Source organism: Bordetella tumulicola, from assembly GCF_054779135.1.
On the sequence record NZ_BAAGYU010000010.1, the window covers coordinates 881,511 to 899,865 of the forward strand.

Below are 18,355 nucleotides of genomic sequence, written 5' to 3' on the forward strand. Positions count from 1 at the left end.
TGCCGATTTGTTCGACGAATCGACATTTTCAATGTCGGCCGCCACGGCAGTCAGCCGACGGTTACGCCCGACGCCCGGAGGATGGCGGCGGTGTCGGACCGGCCTACAGGATGACCCGAGGCTCTGGTAAGCCCTGGATCGGGACGTCCAGTAGATAGGTCATCCCCTGTGCGGGATCAGGGTCCGTCAAGCCTTCGCGAGCAGTGGTGAGCAGCAGGCCGCGCAGATCTGGCCCACCGAAGACGGGGCAAGACACATGAAGCGCTCCTCTCACCGAAAACGTGTGCGTCCGTTGCGCCTCAGGGCTGTAGCGCATCACGGCGCCTGCCCCCCAGTGGGCGCACCACAGTCCGCCCTCCGCGTCGACGACGGCACCGTCGGGATTCAGGCCCTCGGGCACCAGATCGAGAAAGACCTCGCGCTCGCCGGCGGGCCAACCCTGCGCGTCGAGCGCTTGCCGCCACACGATTTGCCGGGCCGTATCGGAAAAATAGGCCTGGCGGCCATCCGGACTGAAACAGATGGAATTGGGGATGGTTAGACCGTCGAACAACTGGCGTACTTCGCCCCGTAAATAGCGGTAGATCGCACCGACCCCGGGCTCGGCCTGCTTGCCCATCGTGCTGAACCAGAACCCATGGTGGCGATCTGCGCGCCCATCGTTCGAGCGCAGTGCCGTGGCCGATGCCGGCAGGCGCCAGTGGGGTGTCAGCTGCCCGGAATCCAGATCCAGCACGGCCAGTCCCGTCTCGGTGGCTAGCAGCAGGTGCGCGGCATTGAGCCAACCGGCGGCCGAGGCCATCTTCCCCAGGGGCCAAGCAGGCGAGGCATCCCCGTGGCGGGACAGCAGCTTGCAACCCAGAATATCAAACCAGAAAAACTGCTGGCGTAGTGGATGCCACAAAGCTCCTTCACCCAGTTCGCAGGCACGGGTGTCGAAGATCTGGGACATCGCCATCAGACAGTGAATTCAAAGGGTGCCACCGTCGTGCGCCGGCCCAGCATGAAGGCATCAGCCACGAGCCGCAAGGGCGACAGGTCGACGTCGGATTCGCGCTGGCGGACCAGCTCGGCCATCCGAGCGTACAGGACGGGATACTCGCCCATGATCATGGCTTTGCCCCCGGCGGCTTCGCCGTCGATTTCCAGCAGATTGCCCCCCAGGCGTAAGGTCAGGTGTCCTTCATCGGTGAACAAGGTCATGTCCCAGGTTTCCCAGCCTTCCTGACGGAAATCGAAATCCGCTTCGATGCCATGCGTCAGCGTCAACCGGGCGGCAATCGGCGCCTGTCGGTTGGCCGGAAACTCCAGCTCGGCACGCGTCAGGTGCACCGGCTCTGGCAGGATCTCTGTGAGGATCGACAGAGCATTGATCCCCGTATCGAAGACCCCCATCCCTCCGGCATCGAGAATCCAGTCCTGACCCGGATGCCATTTGCGTACATCTTCGCGCCAAGTAATCTGGCCACTGCGCACCTTTTTGCCGGCGAGCCAGGCCTTGGCAGGCGCCACGGCCGCTGCCGCGCGGGAATGCCAGGTGGTATACAGCGTCAGGCCTTGTGCCCGGGCCTGCACCGACAGACTATGGACCTCAGACAACGTGGCACCGGGCGGTTTTTCCAGCATGACATGGCGGCCGGCCGCCAGGGCCGCCTGCGCCACGAGAAAACGCGGCACGGGCGGCAGACAGAGCGACACTGCCTCGATGTCGGGTCGGGCGCGGAGCATCTCTTCAATCTCGATAAAGGTGGTCTGCCCGTCGCTCTGGCTCTCACGGTCTACCGTGGCGGCCACCGTCCAATCCGGACTGGTCGCCAACGCCGGCAAATGCTGGTCATGGGCAATCTTGCCCATCCCGATCAGTGCGAGTTTCAACATCAGTGGCTTTCCTTGGGCACAGGGTTGCCTCGGCAACCTTTTAAGAAATCGAGATCGGCTCCTTGGTCGGCGCCTTCGACGTGCTGCTGATGCATCCAGGCGTAGCCGCTGACGGATTGCACATGCGAGGGTTTCCATTGTGCCAGCCGCGTGGTCATTTCCTCGTCCGAGATATCCAGATGCAGCCGTCGGTTGGGCACATCCAGCTCGATCATGTCGCCCTCACGTACCACCGCCAGCGGCCCGCCGGCGGCGGCCTCTGGCGACACGTGCAGAACGACCGTGCCGTAGGCTGTCCCTGACATGCGGGCATCGGAGATCCGCACCATGTCGGTGATGCCCTTGCGCAAGACCTTGGGCGGCAACCCCATATTGCCTACTTCGGCCATGCCCGGATAGCCTTTGGGGCCGCAGTTCTTCAACACCATCACGCAGTGCTCGTCAATGTCCAGGGACTCGTCATTGATCCGGGCCTTGTAGTCGTCGATGTCTTCAAACACCACGGCGCGGCCGCGATGGCACATCAATTCCGGGCTGGCCGCAGACGGCTTCAGCACGGCGCCTTTGGGGGCCAAATTGCCTTTCAGGACGGCAATGCCGCCTTGCGAGGTCAAAGCTTTTTCCAGCGGCAAAATCACGTCAGGATTATGGTTGATGACGTCTTTCACTTCGTCCCAGATGCTGCGGCCCGAGACGGTCAGCGCATCCTTGTGCAGCAAGCCGCCTTCGCCCAGACGCTTGAGCACCACGGGCAGGCCGCCTGCATAGAAAAACTCTTCCATCAGGTATTTGCCCGACGGCATGAGGTTGACGATGGTCGCGACGTCGCGCCCACCCCGGTCCCAATCGTCCAACGTCAGGTCGACCTCGACCCGTCCGGCCAGTGCCAACAGGTGGACGACGGCGTTGGTCGAACCGCCGATGGCGCCGTTGGTCCGGATCGCATTCTCAAAGGCCTGCCGGGTCAGGATGTCAGACGGCTTGAGGTCATCCTTGACCATCTGCACGATGCGCCGGCCCGTCATCTGAGCCATGACGCGGCGCCGCGAATCGACCGCCGGGATGGCGGCATTGCCCGACAGCGCCATGCCCAGCGTTTCGGCCATGCTCGCCATGGTCGAGGCCGTTCCCATGGTGTTGCAGCTGCCGGAAGAACGGCTCATGGCCTGCTCGGCTTCCAGGAATTCGTCCTGGCGGAGCTTGCCGGCACGCACCTCTTCGGAAAACTTCCACAGATGGGTACCGGAACCGACCCGCTCGCCACGGAACCAGCCGTTGAGCATAGGGCCGCCCGAGATGACGATGGAGGGAATGTTGGTCGACGCCGCCGCCATCAGCAGGCTTGGCGTGGTCTTGTCACAACCGACCATCAGGACCGCGCCGTCGATGGGCTGGGCGCGCATGGTTTCTTCGATCGCCAGGGCCGCCAGATTGCGAAACATCATGGCGGTTGGCCGGAAGGTATTCTCGGATGCTGAAAACACCGGCACCTCGACGGGAAACCCGCCGGCTTCCCAGACACCCGCCTTCACTTTCTCTGCCAGCTCGCGCAGATGGCCGTTGCAAGGTGTCAGCTCGGACCAGGTATTGAGAATGCCGATGATGGGACGCCCGTCGAACAGGTCCGGCGGATAACCCTGGTTCTTCATCCAGCCGCGATGATAAATGGTGTCGCGGGTATTGCCGCCATACCAGTGCTGGGAACGCAGCTTCCGGGGCCAAGGGGCAGGTTTGAAAGACATGGGGTGAACCTTATCAAAGTCGGGCAATCTGGACGGGACTATTGGCGGCGGGACTCTGCTCCAGAGGGTTGCGCAGTGGCAGGCCGAAGATTGGCGAGGCGATTTCAAAGACATCGCCGTGATCCACACGGATCCCGTCGGCAAAGGACAGCGTGGCCGTGCCGAGGAAGTGCACATGCACATCGCCCGGTTGGCGGAAGACGTCGTATTTGAAATGGTGATGCTCCAGGTTGCCGAGGCTGTGCGACATGTTGTCTTCGCCCGAAACGAACGGCTTCTCCCAGCGCACTTGGCCGTCGCGCATGATGCGGCTGGTGCCGGCAACATGCGCGGGCAAATCACCCAGCAACAATTCTGGTCCGAAACTGGCGGGCCGCAGTTTGGAATGGGCCAGCCACAGGTAGTTGCCGCGCTCAGTCACATGATCGGAAAATTCGTTGGCCAGCACGAAACCCAAGCGCCACGGCGTGCCATTGGGGCCAATCAAGTAAATCCCGGCGACTTCGGGCTCTTCGCCTCCGTCCAGCGCGAAACCCGGTGAAGGCAGGGGCGATTCCGGAGCAATGGCCGCATGCCCGTTGCCTTTGTAGAACCACTCGGGCTGCACACCAATCTTGCCGGGCGCCGGTTTGCCATCCTCCATCCCCATGCGGAACATTTTCATGCTGTCGGTCAGCGTCTCCGGATCGCTTTTGGCGTGCATGGCATTGCGTGTGGAGGCGCTGCCCAGGTGCGTCAGCCCGGTTCCGGTCAGATGCAGGTGAGCCCGATCGGGATGATCGATGGGCAGCAAGACCCGCCCTTGGGCCAGTGCCTGTGCCAGATCGACGGACTCGCCTTTGCCGCGCACCGCGATCTCGTCCTCCAGCCGGCGGCCGGCGGACAAAGCTGCCTGGGCTAGCGCATAGACCGAGACTGCGTCGGGGACGATCCAGGCCATTTGCCCTTCGCGAGCCACCACGACCCGTTGTCCATTCACTTGGTTAACTTGAGAAAGCAGCATGACTTACACTCCCTTGTTCTTGTTGTAGACGTCGAAAAATACGGCCGCCAGCAGCACCAACCCTTTGATCACCTGTTGGTAGTCGATACCGATGCCGATGATGGACATGCCGTTGTTCATGACGCCCATGATGAGCGCGCCGATGACTGCCCCCATGATGCGCCCGGAGCCGCCGGACATCGAGGCCCCGCCAATGAACACGGCAGCAATGACATCCAACTCGACACCGAATCCGGCTTTGGGTGTGGCCGTATTCAGGCGGGCGGCAAAGATGAGCCCGGCCAGTGCCGCGAGCATCCCCATATTGACGAAGGTGAGGAACGTAAGACGTTCGGTCCGGATACCCGAAAGCTTGGCCGCTTTTTCATTGCCGCCCACCGCATAGATGCGCCGGCCGATGACCGTGCGCTCGGTGACGAAGAAATAGACGGCTGTCAGCGCCACCATCGACACCAGTACATTGGGCAGACCACGAAACGAGGCCAGTTTCCAGCCGATGAAGAGGATGGCGGCGGCAGTCAGGGCATTGCGCAGGATGAACAGCCCGATGGGTTCGTCCTCAATGCCATAGCGGGCGTTGCGCCCACGGGCACGCAGGCCTTGCCACAAGATCAACAGCACGGCGGCCAGGCCGGCGATGAATGCCGTCATGTTTGGGCGACCCGGGCCGATGAAGTCGGGGATGAAACCCGTGGACAAAGCCTGGAAGTTGCGAGGGAAAGGCCCGACCGACTGACCCTCCAGCAGCCAAAGCGCCAGACCGCGAAAGATCAGCATGCCCGCCAGCGTGACGATAAAAGAAGGGATCTTCCAATAGGCGATGAAATACCCCTGGGCGGCACCAATGAGCATGCCGCACAGCAGGCAGGTGACGATAGTCAGCCCGACTGGCATGTCGTAGGGCACGATCATCGTGGCGGCCAGTGCGCCGATGAAGCCCATGATCGAACCCACCGACAGGTCGATCTGGCCCGAGACGATGACCAGCAGCATCCCCAGCGCCATGATGATGATGTAGCTGTTCTGCAGAAAGAGATTCGTGATGTTGACCGGCCGCAACAGCGTGCCGTCTGTGGCCACCTGGAAAAAGGCCATGATGGCAATCAGGGCGAATATCAGGCCGTAATCGCGCATGTGGCGCGCAAGATAGGCCCCAATCCGGCCAGGCGGATTGTGTGTTTCCGAACGGTTCATGATGCTCCTATTTCCTGACGATCAATGACATGATGCGTTCTTGCGACGCATCATCCGCAGACATTTCACCGACGAAAGAGCCTTCGCTCATCACATAGATGCGGTCGCACATGCCCAGCAGTTCGGGCAATTCGGAAGAGATCATCACCACGCCTTTTCCGGCCTTGCTCAACTCGTTGATGATTCCGTAGATTTCGTATTTCGCCCCCACATCGATCCCGCGCGTGGGTTCATCCAGGATCAGCACCTCAGGCGAGGTGAACAGCCATTTCGACAGCACGACCTTTTGCTGATTGCCGCCGGACAGATGCGCGACCTTCTGGAAAACCGAAGGGGTGCGGATGCGCATGTTCTGGCGGTACCGCTCGGCCACGGCGGTTTCCTCTGCGCCATTGATGACGCCCCACGAGGACACGGCGTCCAAGCGGGCCATCGTTGTATTGCGCTGGATGGATTCCTCCAGGATCAGCCCCAGGCTCTTGCGGTCTTCCGTGACATAGGCCAGGCCGGCCGCAATGGCGCGCGACACGGTCGACGTGTCGACGGGCTTGCCGTGCATGGAAACCTCGCCAGTGATGCGACCGCCCCAGGAATGACCGAACACACTCATGGCCAGTTCGGTGCGTCCCGCCCCCATTAATCCCGCAATGCCGACGACCTCGCCCGCATGGACTCGCAGCGACAAGTCATGGATGATCTGCCGGTCGCGCTGCTCGGGATGCCAGACATTCCAATGACTAACTTCCATGGCGACTGATCCGCACCGTCGCTCGCGCGCCGGATAGCGGTGCGTCATGTCGCGCCCCACCATATCGCGCACGATCCGGTCTTCGGTGACCGGCTCGCGTTCGGCGTCCAGTGTGGAGATGCTGGCGCCGTCACGAATCACGGTGACGCGATCTGCCACGCGACGCACCTCATTGAGCTTGTGGGTGATGATGATTGACGTCACACCCTGAGTCTTGAGCTCCAGCAGCAAATCCAGCAGGGCCTGGCTGTCGGTTTCCGACAACGCAGCGGTGGGCTCGTCCAAAATGAGCAAACGGACATTGCGAGAAAGTGCCTTGGCGATTTCAACCAATTGCTGCTTGCCGACACCCAGTGTTTCGACGCGGGTGCCGGGCGCTTCGTTCAGCCCGACCTTTTTGAGCAGCTCCTGCGCAGCCTGAAAGGATTCGGCCCAGTTGATGCAGCCGTACTGGCTTCGCTCGTTGCCCAAATGGATGTTTTCTGCAATGGACAACAGCGGTATCAGAGCCAGCTCTTGGTGGATGATGATGATCCCGCGGGCCTCGCTGTCGCGAATCGACTTGAACTGCGCCACCTCACCTTTGTAGATGATGTCGCCTTCGTAGCTGCCCGCCGCATAGACGCCGGACAGCACCTTCATCAGCGTGGACTTTCCGGCGCCGTTCTCACCACAGATGGCATGAATCTCGCCCTCTTTAACCTGCAGGTTAACTTGGTCGAGTGCCTTGACCCCCGGGAAGGCCTTAGTAATGGCACGCATTTCCAGAAGCGGCGTCATCGAGTCCTCCGATGCATGGGTTAGGGAGACACGCTCAGCTCACTGAATCTGATCCTGGCTGTAATAGCCCGAGTCGACGAGCACGCTCTTCCAGTTGGATGCATCCACGGTCACGGGTTCCAGCAGGTAGGCGGGCACGACCTTCACGCCGTTGTTATAAGTGGTCGTATCGTTGATTTCGGGTTTGCCGTCCTTGAGCAATGCATTGACCATGCCGACCGTCACCTGCGCCAGCTTGCGAGTGTCTTTGAAGACGGTGGAGTATTGCTGATCTGCCAGTATGGACTTGATCGAAGGCACCTCGGCATCTTGCCCGGTCACGATCGGCATCTTAAGGTCGCCCGAGCCGTAACCCACGCCTTTGAGCGACGACAAAATCCCGATGGACAGACCGTCGTACGGAGACAGGACACCATGCACGGCCTGCTTGGTGTAGTTGGCCGACAGCAGATTATCCATGCGAGCCTGGGCAACCGACCCATCCCAGCGCAGTGTGCCGACGCGGTCAATGCCGGTCTGGCCTGAAGGAATGACGATGTCGCCGGCATCAATCAACGGTTGCAACACCGACATCGCACCGTCGTAGAAGAAATAGGCATTGTTGTCATCCGGGCTGCCGCCGAACAATTCCACATGCCACGGCCGCACGTCACCGAAGCGCGCTTTCAGGCCATTAACCAGACTAGTGGCCTGGAGCACGCCCACCTTGAAGTTGTCGAAGGTCGCGTAGTAATCCACATTCGGGCTTTCGCGGATCAGGCGATCGTAGGCAATCACCGGGATGCCGGAGGCAGCGGCATTTTCAAGCGCATTGGACAGTGTGGTGCCATCGATGGCGGCAATGACCAGGACGTCTGCACCCTTGGTGATCATGTTTTCAATCTGGGACAACTGATTCGGGATGTTGTCCTCGGCATACTGCAGATCGGTCTTGTAGCCGGCCTTCTGGAATTGCTTGACCATGGACTGGCCGTCTGCAATCCAGCGCGCCGAGGACTTGGTCGGCATGGCGATGCCGACCGTTTGCGCGTGGGCGACCGACGCGATCACGGGCGCTGCCAGCAGTGCTAGCGCTAGCTTTTTGATAAGCATTTTTGTCTCCAGGTTGTCAGGGCAGGTGAATGCGGCTGAATTGATCTCTAGTTGGATCTTGCGGGCATGGTAGCAACGCGAAACATGACGGTAAAATAATATCTGGCGCATTCAACATACCTAAATTTATATGTCGAATAATCCTGCCCGCTGGCTCAAGCCATCACAGCTGCGTTTGCTGTCGGAAATCGCGAGCCATGGCCAACTGCAATTGGCGGCCGATGCCATCGCTGTCACGCAGCCTGCTGCCTCGCGCATGCTGGCCGAAGTCGAACGGCAACTGGGGGCAGCCTTGTTCGTGCGCCGGCCCAAGGGGATGGAGCCCACGTCAGAAGGGCGTGCTGTGCTGCGCCGGGTCGAGGTCGTCCTGCGCGAGATGCGCAGTATGGTGGCCGACGTGGATTCATTGCGCCAGGGCCTGGCCGGTTCGGTCAGCGTTGGGGCCGTGACCGGCCCTGCAGTGAGCCTCCTGATGCCTGCGATCCGCGAGGTCAAATCCATAGCCCCTGCCGCCGAGATCTCGGTCGACGTTATGCCTTCGCGTGACCTGCTGCGCCATCTGATGGCGGGAGAGATGGATTTTGTTCTGGCCCGCATCCTGCCCGAAGCCGACGCGCATGACTTTGAAATCACGCCGATGAGCGATGAAAAGATCGTGATCGTGGCCCGCGCCAGCCATCCGCTGGCGCGTGCGCACGTCGTAACACTGACCGAGTTGTCGAGCTACGAGTGGGTCATGCAGCAACGCGGCGCGCCGATTCGAGAGGCCATCGTCAACGCGTTCGGCCAAGTGGGGCTGTCCGAGCCGCGCAACGTCGTCAGCAGCCCCTCGATACTGTTGAGTATGGCTTACCTGGCCCAAGGCGATGCGGTCACGCCCATGGTGACAGAGGTGGCGTCGCTATTGACCCAACCCCCGATCGGAGCGGGCTTTGCCGTGCTGAACCTGCCGCACGACATCCGCGTGTCGCCTTATTACCTGCTGCGCCTGCGCCGCCGCCCCCTGACGCCACTGGCCCTGTCGTTGCGCGACCGGCTGTTGACCCAATCGAATAGGCCGGATGTTGCTCGGTATTATGTGAGTGATGAGTAGGAAGCTTGTGCGGATTGCGCCATCACCCATCCGTATGGCCGAATAGGTCACGTGCCGAGACAATATACGCTCTTACTCTATCCTTGATTATCTGCTCAATGTTTTGGGGGGCGGGCAGGCCATATATCCATTGTTGGATACCCAAGTAGAAGATGCCACTATGCAGCCCCCAGATTAACTGAGTAATTCTTTCGTCTTCTTCCTGGACGTGCTGCAACCCCAAATAATTACGGGTTTCGCGTGCTATGCGTGGAAGCAGTTTGGACTGTAAAAGAGAGATGTATTTGTTTGGAATATATCCATCACTCAGGCCGGAGAATATCAGGATTCGCACCCATTCCGGTGTCAGAATAGCCTTGGCATAGGCTTGATAAAAGCTATTCAGCTTCTCTTCCAGTTCGGTCGGCGCATCAAGCCAGTCTTCCCAATGTTTGTTCCAGCGGCCAAGGTATACCTCTTGGTACACGCGTTCAATCAAGGCTTTTTTTGTCGGAAAATAATGATAAAGCAACGGGTGCGTAATCCCGATTTCCTTAGCTAATTCACGCGTCTGTCCGTCCAGGCCGTGCCTGGAGAAGAATGAAATTGCGCCTGACAATATTTGCTGTTCGCGCTCTGCAGGACTTAGCCGTTGTCTGGTTTTGGGTGGCTTCGGCGGCGTTAAGCCAACCTTGCTTTTTGTTTTCGGAGACATAAGCGTGACAGCATAAACTTTAAAGATTAGCGCTTTTGCAGCGAAGTACGAGCATAGTAATACACCCCAGAAATCCCGACAGCTTCCGATGAATTGGCCACGAGCTTTGAATGCTCTTGACTTAATTTACCAAACGGTAAACAATATTCAACATAGCGTAAACAAAGATAGGACGGCTATGGATCTGAAGGGCGAACAACTTATCAGTGCATCCAGGCAGCAAGTATGGGACGCGATCAACGAGCCGGCCGTGCTGTTGCGATGCATACCGGGATGTGAAGAGGTCACGAAGGTGTCCGAGGCCGAACTGCATACCCGTGTCTTGCTGAAAATTGGGCCGGTCCGCGCCCGTTTTTCCGGCAAGATTTTCCTGCTTGATATCGAGGAGCCCAGCAAATGCACGTTGAGTTTTGAAGGCGCTGGCGGGGCGGCGGGGTTTGCCAGGGGCAAGTCCGACATTACGCTTACAGAACATGACGGTCAGACCTTATTGAGTTATTCGTCGCAAGCGTCGGTAGGCGGCAAGTTGGGGCAGGTTGGTGGGCGCTTAATAGAGTCTTCAGCAAAAAAAATGGCGGATGAATTCTTTGCCGCATTTCAAGTTGCCCTGTCAGGTCACGACGGCAATACTAAATTGGCCGAAAGCACGCCGGCATCCGTACCCATCGTCCCGCACGCAGCTGCCGCTGCGCAAGCGCCGTCACCCGTTCCGCCCTCCAAACATACGCCAATAAGCAGTTCTGATAGCAAACCTGCGCAGTTTCAAGGATTTCAATACGAGCTGTACAGGGCGTTCTGGTTTGCCCTTGGGGTGGGTTCGACCCTATTGATTAGCTGGTTATTGCCCTAGTAAGCCCTGCAGAATTCAGAATACCAGGAGCAACCATGAAGGCCCCACCATTCGCCTATATACGTCCAACTTCTCTGGATGAAATTTTTCCGTTATTGCGAGAATACGGCGATGATGCCCGTATTCTCGCGGGTGGTCAGACGCTGCTGGCAACATTGAACATGCGCCTTTCCGAGCCGCGTTTGTTGATAGACATAAAGGCCATTGAGGGCTTGCGCGGTATTACGGTCATGGAGGACTGTATTTCTATTGGCGCGATGACGCGCCATAGCGAGATTGAAGACTCCGGCTTAGTGGCATCCCACCTTCCGCTGTTGGCGATGGCCGCACCGCATGTTGCTCACCGTGCAATACGTAACCAGGGTACCTTGGGCGGCTCGCTTGCGTTTGCCGATCCCGCCGCCGAGTGGCCGGCATGTGTCGTCGCGCTGGATGCCACGGTGGTGCTGGTTGGGCCAAATGGCGAACGCCGGGTAAAAGCTGCCGATTTTTTTCTGGATCTGTATACCACGGTGATGGAGCCTGACGAGCTTATCAAAGCCTGTGAGTTTGCATTGGCGTCGTCGAGTTCACGGTTTGTTTTTCTAGAGCTTGCCCGTCGCCATGGTGACTACGCCATTGTGGGCTTGGCAGCTGCCGCGCGTATTGATTCCGGACGCCTAACAGCGTTGCGCCTGGTGTTTTTAGGCACCGGGAACACGCCTATTCGTGCCAGGGCGGTTGAGGAGGCGGTCGTTGGAAAGGTAGTAGACGCTCAGACACTGGCGCAAGCCCAGGCAGCACTTGCCGGTGAGCTATTTCCGTTCGCTGATCTGTACAACAGTGCGCAAACCAAACTTCATTTAGCCGGCGTCTTAATGGGTCGGGCGTTGCGGCAGTTGGCGGCATGACATGGGACAAAGCAACGCGGAGGCCTATATGGACCAATCAATACTGATCAATGTTGTTGTCAATGGCGTGAGCCTGCAAAAGCAGGTAGAGCCGCGCATTCACCTGATTGATTTTCTAAGAGATACCCTGCAAATCAAGACCGCACGGGTCAGCTGCGAACACGGCGTCTGTGGCGCTTGTACTGTTCGTGTGGACGGCGAAATAGTACGGGGTTGTTTGATGCTGGCGGTGCAGACCGATGGCCAGCATATTGAAACCATAGACGGCGCCAGCGATCGAGGCGACTTGACGGCGCTGCAAGAGGCATTTCATGCACGTAACGCGGCGCAATGTGGTTTTTGCACGCCCGGCATGTTATTGACCGCGTCGGCGCTTTTGCGCGAGAAACCGCTGGCTGACCGCGAGCAGGTTAGGGAATACATATCGGGGAACTACTGCCGGTGTACGGGATACCACGCCATTGTCGATGCCATTTGCGATGTGCTGCAAGCGCAGCGGGACGCCAGGCTCGATTAAGAAAGTTCGGGAGATAAATGTGAACTCAATAACTAAAGAAGATGTTGGCGCACTCCTGAGCGACACGGCAGTTAAACGCGAATACGTTGGTGCTTCCGTAATGCGGCCGAATATGAAACGTCATCTGGAAGGGAGGGGAACCTACGTCGATGACATTGCATTGCCCCGCCTGGCTCATGTCGTTTACTTGCGCAGTCCATTTGCGCACGCACGCTTTACCATTACCGAAACGGACGTTGCGCTCGGCATGCCTGGTGTTATTGCGGTCGTTGACGGCAACGCTATCGCTGAACTGTGCACTCCCTGGGTTGCAACCTTGGCACATTTGCAGGGCATGAAGTCCGCTCCACAATATCCGTTGGCGCTAGACCGGGCGTGCTGGCAAGGTGAGCCCATCCTGGCCGTTGTCGCAGAAACGCGCCAACAAGCCGAGGACGCCATACAGGCCATTGAGGTCGATTGGGACGAGTTGCCGGTGGTTCACGATATGGAAACCGCTCTTTTACCTAGTACGACGATCATTCATCCTGAGCTGGGCGATAACTTGTGTTTTACCAAAACCATCGACACGGGAGGTGTCGATGAAGCCTTTGCGCAGGCCGATCTGGTGGTCGAAGAAACCTATCGTTTTGGTCGTGTCACTGGCGTCACCATGGAAGGCCGTTCCGTGCTGGCCGATTTCGACCCTTCTGAACGCAAGCTAACGGTGTATCAGTCGCATCAGGCTCCGCATATGATGCAAGACCTGTATGCCCGACACTTCGATTTACCCGAAAATGCCGTACGCGTCATTTGTAAGGACGTCGGAGGCGCATTCGGCATCAAAGTGCATTCGTACTCTGATGACTTTGCGACGGTTGCCTTGTCTATTATTCTCAAGCGTCCGGTGAAGTTTGTCGCCGACAGGCTGGAGTCTTTTGTCAGCGATATTCATGCCCGCGAGCATGTGGTGCACGCGCGCTTAGGGGTTAAGTCCGACGGCGAAATCGTCGCGTTCGAAATAGATGACTTGACCGGTGTCGGGCCCTACTCGGTCTACCCTCGTACCAGTGCCATAGAAGGCAATCAGGTGCTAAGCGTGGCAGGTGGACCGTATAAGCACAAACAGTATCGTGGCCACCTAAAGGTGGTGTACCAGAATAAGGTGCCGACCAGTCAGTACCGTGGCGTAGGTCATCCGATTGCCTGCGGCGTCACAGAGGGTATTGTGGAGTTAGCAGCACATCGGCTGGGGATCGACACCTTGCAAATGCGCCATAAAAATGTCATGCCCGATGATGGCTATCCGTGCAAGGGCGCTTCGGGTATCCAGATTGAGAGATTGTCGCATCAGCAATCCCTGAAGAAAATCGAAGAAATGATGGACTACCAGGCGCTGCGTCGCGAGCAAGCCGAACTACGCAGTCGAAACATTTATCGGGGCATTGGTTTCGCCGTGCTCGTCGAATTGACCAATCCCAGCGCAGCGTTTTATGGCGTGGGTGGAGCAAGAATTTCGGCATTGGACGGGGCTTCGGTGCGCCTGGAACCCAGCGGAGTCGTTACCTGTCATGTGGGTGTGGGCGAGCAGGGACAGGGTACGGAAACGATATTCGCTCAGATTGCTGCTGATGCAATCGGTGTCGATATGAAGCATGTCAACGTCGTAACGGGCGATACGCAGGCGACACCCTATGGTGGGGGGACTTGGGCGTCGCGCGGTGCAGGAATTGGGGGTGAAGCGGTGCTGCAGGCCGGCTTGGCTTTGCGGGAAAATATTCGCAAGTTCGCTGCTGTGGCGCTGAAGAAAGATGAGGCTCAGCTTGATGTGCTTGAGGACTGGATAGTCGATTTTACGAGCCAGGAGCGGCTCATGGCCTTGTCCGAGCTAGCGCGTCTGGCTTATTTTCGCCCTGACATCCTACCCGCCGACGCGCGGCCAGAGCTTGCTGTCACGCGGCACTTTGCCCAGCGCGGTTTCCCATTTACGTTTACCAACGGCGTGCAGGCATCGTATGTTGAGGTGGACGTAGAGACGGGTTTTGTGAAATTGCTTAAGCACTGGGCGGTCGAGGACTGCGGCCGTATCCTGAATCCCATGCTGGTTAACGAACAGGTGCGTGGCGCTATTGTGCAGGGCATAGGTGGCGCGCTCTTTGAGGAATGCCTCTACGACGAGAATGCGCTATTGCGCAATGGCAGCATGGCTGATTACTTGGTGCCGATGGCTGCGGAAATGCCAGATATTGAGGTCGCGCACGTGGAAACGCCTACTGCGACATCCCAGTTGGGCGCCAAGGGGGCCGGAGAGGCGGGTACCGCCGGGCCTCCGGGGGCAATCATGAACGCGATCAACGATGCATTGGCACCCTTTAACGCGCGAGTAACGTCGCAGCCGATTACCCCGGAAAAAGTGCTTAAGGCGATTGGAAGCGTTTGACGACGGCACACTCCCTTCTGATTTTCATGCTCTGGTGAAGGAGGGGCATGGCGACGAAACGTATACAGCGACCGAATACTCAGGCGGTCTTAGACCGCGCAGTAACGCTCTTGCATTTGCGGATCGTTCAATAACGCTTGTGCAGATTCAGTCAGTACCACTTCGCCCTGGTCCAGAATATAAACCCGGTCACATATGCTCAGTGCAAGTTCTACGTTTTGTTCAACAAGCAGTATCGTTTTTCCAGCACGTTTAAGAGAGGTAAAAAGCTCAAACATTTCGTCGACAAGGATGGGCATAATTCCTTCAGACGGCTCATCCAGCAGGATCATGTCTGGATCGGCAGCCAGTGCGCGTGCAATCGCCAGCATTTGTTGTTCGCCGCCAGACATGGTTATCGCGTTCTGATGCAAGCGTTCTTTCAACCGCGGAAACGTTTCAGCGATCTGCTCAATAATATTCTTTTCCTGAGATTTTTTCGGTGAGGCGACAATGCCTAGGCGAATATTCTCCAGCACGGTTAGACCTGGCACAATCCGTCTGTCCTCCGGCACGTAAGCCAGGCCTAATCCAAAACGTGCATGCGCCGACTGGCCTATCAGCTCGTTGTCTTTGAACCGCACCGAACCGCTGGTTTTCGCAAGAAGCCCCATGGTGCTTTTGACGACGGTGGTTTTTCCGGCTCCGTTGCGTCCTAGCAGCGCAATGACTTCTCCTTTGGAAATGGTTATGTTTATTTTTTGCAAAACATGGCTCGTTCCATACCAGGCATTCAAGTTCGAAATTTCTAGCATAAGATGCCTTATATCTTGTTAATGGTGGCCTAAATACACTCGCTTGACTTCGTCGTTGCTGCGAATGTCGGCGGGTGTACCAGATGCAAGGAGTTCTCCATGATGCAAAACTACAATGTGGTCGCTGATACCCATTATCATTTTCATTTTATGTTCGACCAGAATAACGGTGCGTGTATCAGCTAATTGCACGATCAGGTCCATCATGGATTTTGTTTCTTCAGGGCTCATGCCCGCCGTTGGCTCGTCTAATAACAGCAGCTTAGGGTTGGAGGCCAGTGCAATGGCGATTTCCAGCGAGCGTTGCTGGCCGTGGGCTAGTTCGCGAGCGGGACGATAAGCATGGGTTTCAATGCCTACTGTTTTCAGGGCGGCATATGCCCGATCATCCAAGTTCAACGCACTTTGCTTCTTCCATAGGTTGTAGCGCGAGACATGGGCTTGTAATGCCATGCGGACATTGCCCAGGGCAGTGAAGTTGGGAAATACATTTGTAATTTGGAATGACTTGGCTATGCCGATATGCGAGAACTGATGCGGTTTAACACCGCTTAGATCTTGTCCGTCGAATATGACCCGGCCTTCCGATGGAGACATTGCACCGGACAGAATATTGAAGTAAGTGCTTTTTCCGGCGCCGTTAGGGCCAATGATGGAGGTCAGCTTGTTTGACTGAAACGCGATGGAGACATTCTTTAGTGCGGTAAATCCCCCGAAACGACGGGTGACTGCTTCGGTCTTTATGATGGTGTCAGTCGACATGCAGCTTCTCCAGAATCGTGCCCCAGATGCCTTTCGGAAAGAACAGCACAAAGAACATGAAAATGATGCCAACGTACAGCTGCCAGTGTTCCGTCCAGATTGAAAACATGTCTTGTATGAACAAGAATAGCCCTGCACCCACCAGGGGTCCAAAAAAAGTGCCCATGCCGCCCAGTAGGGCAATCATGACGACCAGGCCAGAGGTTTCGTAGTGCAGCGTTTCAATTGCAACGCTGGAGAGATGGATGGCGTAAAGCGCACCCGCCAATCCGCAAAAGGCGCCTGATAGGATAAAGGTAATGAGCTTGGTTCGTTCGACGTTGAATCCGCATGCGCGTGTGCGCGATTCGTTTTCCCGTATGGCCTGGATGACCGCCCCAAAAGGCGAGGCCAAAAGACGAGAAATAAACCAAAGTGCCAGCGCGACAAAACCCAGAAAAAAATAGTATTTGGTCAACGGGTTCAACATATCGAAATTGAATCCGAAGAGATTGACTTCGGAAACATTCACACCCCGTAGTCCATTTTCGCCGCCGGAAGGGGGAAATTGGTAGATCAGGAAGTAAACGCATTGCGACAGAGCCAGTGTAACCATGGCAAAGTAAATGCCACGAGTGCGGATAGCCAATATCCCCATCGCCCATGCAACAAACGTGGACACGAGCACGGCGGCAGGGATGGCCAGCCACCAAGCGACCTGATGCTGTGCAATAAGGATGCCCGCGGTATAAGCGCCGACACCCAAAAATGCCGCATGGCCGAATGACAGCATTCCCATATAGCCAAACACCAAATTAAACCCCAGCGCGTACAAGCCAAAAATCAGCATATTGATCGCGACGGAATGGTGCGGGATCAGCCAGGGGAACACCATTAAAAGCAAAATGGTGGCAAGAACCCGGTGTTTGCGTATTGTGCTGAGTATCGATAAAGGCTGGCGAGGCGATAACGTGATGATTTGTAGGCTCATAGTCTTTAACTCATTAAACCGGCGCGACCAAACAGGCCCAGGGGGCGTACAAGAAGTACGACCGCCATAATGACGAACATGGATACTTTTGCTGCCTCAGGAGCGAACAAGGCGGCCAGGCTTTCGACAACGCCGACTAGCAGGCCGGCCACCACGGCGCCCGTTAACGAGCCCATGCCACCAACTACGGTAACCACGAACGCGACGATCAATACTGATCCACCCATTTCAGGGGTAATGCCTTGCATCGGCGAAGATAAATAGCCGGCTAGGCCAGCTATACCGGTGCCTATTCCAAACACAATAAGCCACACCTTGGCGATGTCGATGCCCAACACGCGCACGATTTCAGGGTCGCGAGCACCGGCGCGTACGATAAGTCCGAAGGAGGTTTTTTCAATAAACAGCCAGAGTGCAGCTAACACAACCGCCGTGATGCCAATGACGAACAAACGATAAAGGGGGAAATGCCCGATCAAAACATCGACTGAGCCCTGCAGCAGCTCGGGAGTGTCCACCGGCAACCCCTGCTTTCCGAACTGAATACGTACAAGCTCGACCATGACATAGGCAAGGCCGAAGGTCAGCAGAAGTGGATAGTCGATGCCTCGTCCATATAGAGGCCGCACCAGAAATCGTTCGGCCACGATGCCGATTAAACCGGTGATAAGAGGAACACCAACGAGACATAACCAAAAATTGGGCACGTACTGATACAGGCTATAGCCGGCGTAGGCTCCCACCATGAAGAACGCACCATGGGCGAAGTTGACGACCGTCAGCATCCCGAAGATCAAGGACAAGCCTACCGCCAAAAGTGTATAGATGGCGCCCAGCGCCAGGCCAGTAAATACCTGCAGCGCGAGCAGTTGTGCGGTAATGCCGTCCATGATGCCTCCGTGTTTTTTTTATATTGACCCACTACGACG

General features: G+C 57.2%; 17 protein-coding genes. 5 read left to right on the forward strand and 12 right to left on the reverse strand.

Features of this window, described 5'->3' with window-relative positions; genetic code table 11:
• Nucleotides 1–103: 103 nt before the first annotated feature.
• From ACYVDM_RS21465 to chvE, 7 genes are read right to left on the reverse strand one after another with little or no spacing between them, the layout of a single operon-like run.
• Nucleotides 104–952 (reverse strand): SMP-30/gluconolactonase/LRE family protein, encoded by an 849-nt coding sequence (locus ACYVDM_RS21465; RefSeq protein ID WP_415788667.1) that lies wholly within the window; start codon nucleotides 950–952, stop codon nucleotides 104–106.
• Between the two features lie 5 nt (nucleotides 953–957).
• Nucleotides 958–1,878: a Gfo/Idh/MocA family protein gene (locus tag ACYVDM_RS21470; protein ID WP_415788669.1), complete on the reverse strand. Its 921-nt coding sequence runs from the start codon at nucleotides 1,876–1,878 to the stop codon at nucleotides 958–960.
• A complete protein-coding gene (gene araD, locus ACYVDM_RS21475) occupies nucleotides 1,878–3,620 on the reverse strand; it encodes an L-arabinonate dehydratase (RefSeq protein ID WP_415788671.1) in 1,743 nt (580 codons plus the stop codon). Before araD ends, ACYVDM_RS21470 begins: the two co-directional genes overlap by 1 nt.
• 13 nt (nucleotides 3,621–3,633) lie before the next feature.
• Nucleotides 3,634–4,623 (reverse strand): AraD1 family protein, encoded by a 990-nt coding sequence (gene araD1 / locus ACYVDM_RS21480; RefSeq protein ID WP_415788673.1) that lies wholly within the window; start codon nucleotides 4,621–4,623, stop codon nucleotides 3,634–3,636.
• A gap of 3 nt (nucleotides 4,624–4,626) precedes the next feature.
• A complete protein-coding gene (mmsB, locus tag ACYVDM_RS21485) occupies nucleotides 4,627–5,817 on the reverse strand; it encodes a multiple monosaccharide ABC transporter permease (RefSeq protein ID WP_415788675.1) in 1,191 nt (396 codons plus the stop codon).
• 7 nt (nucleotides 5,818–5,824) lie between these two features.
• Entirely contained in the window at nucleotides 5,825–7,345 is a 1,521-nt protein-coding gene (mmsA, locus tag ACYVDM_RS21490) for a multiple monosaccharide ABC transporter ATP-binding protein (protein WP_415788677.1), read from the reverse strand.
• A gap of 39 nt (nucleotides 7,346–7,384) precedes the next feature.
• Entirely contained in the window at nucleotides 7,385–8,437 is a 1,053-nt protein-coding gene (chvE, locus tag ACYVDM_RS21495) for a multiple monosaccharide ABC transporter substrate-binding protein (protein WP_415788679.1), read from the reverse strand.
• A 130-nt stretch (nucleotides 8,438–8,567) separates the two neighbouring features.
• Between chvE and ACYVDM_RS21500 the strand changes: the two genes are divergently transcribed.
• Nucleotides 8,568–9,530: a LysR family transcriptional regulator gene (locus tag ACYVDM_RS21500; RefSeq protein WP_415788681.1), complete on the forward strand. Its 963-nt coding sequence runs from the start codon at nucleotides 8,568–8,570 to the stop codon at nucleotides 9,528–9,530.
• A gap of 22 nt (nucleotides 9,531–9,552) precedes the next feature.
• On the opposite strand, the gene ACYVDM_RS21505 is transcribed toward ACYVDM_RS21500, so the two are convergent.
• The gene (locus tag ACYVDM_RS21505; RefSeq protein WP_415788683.1) at nucleotides 9,553–10,224 is read right to left on the reverse strand and encodes a TetR/AcrR family transcriptional regulator; all 672 of its coding nucleotides are present in this window, start codon (nucleotides 10,222–10,224) and stop codon (nucleotides 9,553–9,555) included.
• A gap of 178 nt (nucleotides 10,225–10,402) precedes the next feature.
• On the opposite strand from ACYVDM_RS21505, the gene ACYVDM_RS21510 reads away from it, so the two are divergent.
• From ACYVDM_RS21510 to ACYVDM_RS21525, 4 genes are all read left to right on the forward strand, one after another.
• Nucleotides 10,403–11,074 (forward strand): SRPBCC family protein, encoded by a 672-nt coding sequence (locus tag ACYVDM_RS21510; protein ID WP_460475461.1) that lies wholly within the window; start codon nucleotides 10,403–10,405, stop codon nucleotides 11,072–11,074.
• A gap of 35 nt (nucleotides 11,075–11,109) precedes the next feature.
• Complete coding sequence (locus tag ACYVDM_RS21515; protein ID WP_415788687.1) at nucleotides 11,110–11,964, forward strand: FAD binding domain-containing protein; 855 nt, start codon at nucleotides 11,110–11,112, stop codon at nucleotides 11,962–11,964.
• A gap of 28 nt (nucleotides 11,965–11,992) precedes the next feature.
• Nucleotides 11,993–12,481, forward strand: a complete 489-nt coding sequence (locus ACYVDM_RS21520) for a (2Fe-2S)-binding protein (RefSeq protein WP_415788689.1) — start codon at nucleotides 11,993–11,995, stop codon at nucleotides 12,479–12,481.
• A gap of 112 nt (nucleotides 12,482–12,593) precedes the next feature.
• Nucleotides 12,594–14,900 (forward strand): xanthine dehydrogenase family protein molybdopterin-binding subunit, encoded by a 2,307-nt coding sequence (locus ACYVDM_RS21525; protein ID WP_415788691.1) that lies wholly within the window; start codon nucleotides 12,594–12,596, stop codon nucleotides 14,898–14,900.
• A gap of 89 nt (nucleotides 14,901–14,989) precedes the next feature.
• On the opposite strand, the gene ACYVDM_RS21530 is transcribed toward ACYVDM_RS21525, so the two are convergent.
• From ACYVDM_RS21530 to ACYVDM_RS21545, 4 genes are read right to left on the reverse strand one after another with little or no spacing between them, the layout of a single operon-like run.
• A complete protein-coding gene (locus tag ACYVDM_RS21530) occupies nucleotides 14,990–15,694 on the reverse strand; it encodes an ABC transporter ATP-binding protein (RefSeq protein WP_415788693.1) in 705 nt (234 codons plus the stop codon).
• Between the two features lie 18 nt (nucleotides 15,695–15,712).
• A complete protein-coding gene (locus ACYVDM_RS21535; protein ID WP_415788695.1) occupies nucleotides 15,713–16,456 on the reverse strand; it encodes an ABC transporter ATP-binding protein in 744 nt (247 codons plus the stop codon).
• Nucleotides 16,446–17,426 carry a branched-chain amino acid ABC transporter permease gene (locus ACYVDM_RS21540; RefSeq protein WP_415788697.1) on the reverse strand — a complete coding sequence of 327 codons (981 nt, stop codon included), beginning with the start codon at nucleotides 17,424–17,426 and terminating at the stop codon, nucleotides 16,446–16,448. The genes ACYVDM_RS21535 and ACYVDM_RS21540 overlap by 11 nt, the downstream gene beginning before the upstream one ends.
• 5 nt (nucleotides 17,427–17,431) lie before the next feature.
• Nucleotides 17,432–18,316: a branched-chain amino acid ABC transporter permease gene (locus ACYVDM_RS21545; protein WP_415788699.1), complete on the reverse strand. Its 885-nt coding sequence runs from the start codon at nucleotides 18,314–18,316 to the stop codon at nucleotides 17,432–17,434.
• Between the last annotated feature and the right edge of the window lie 39 nt (nucleotides 18,317–18,355).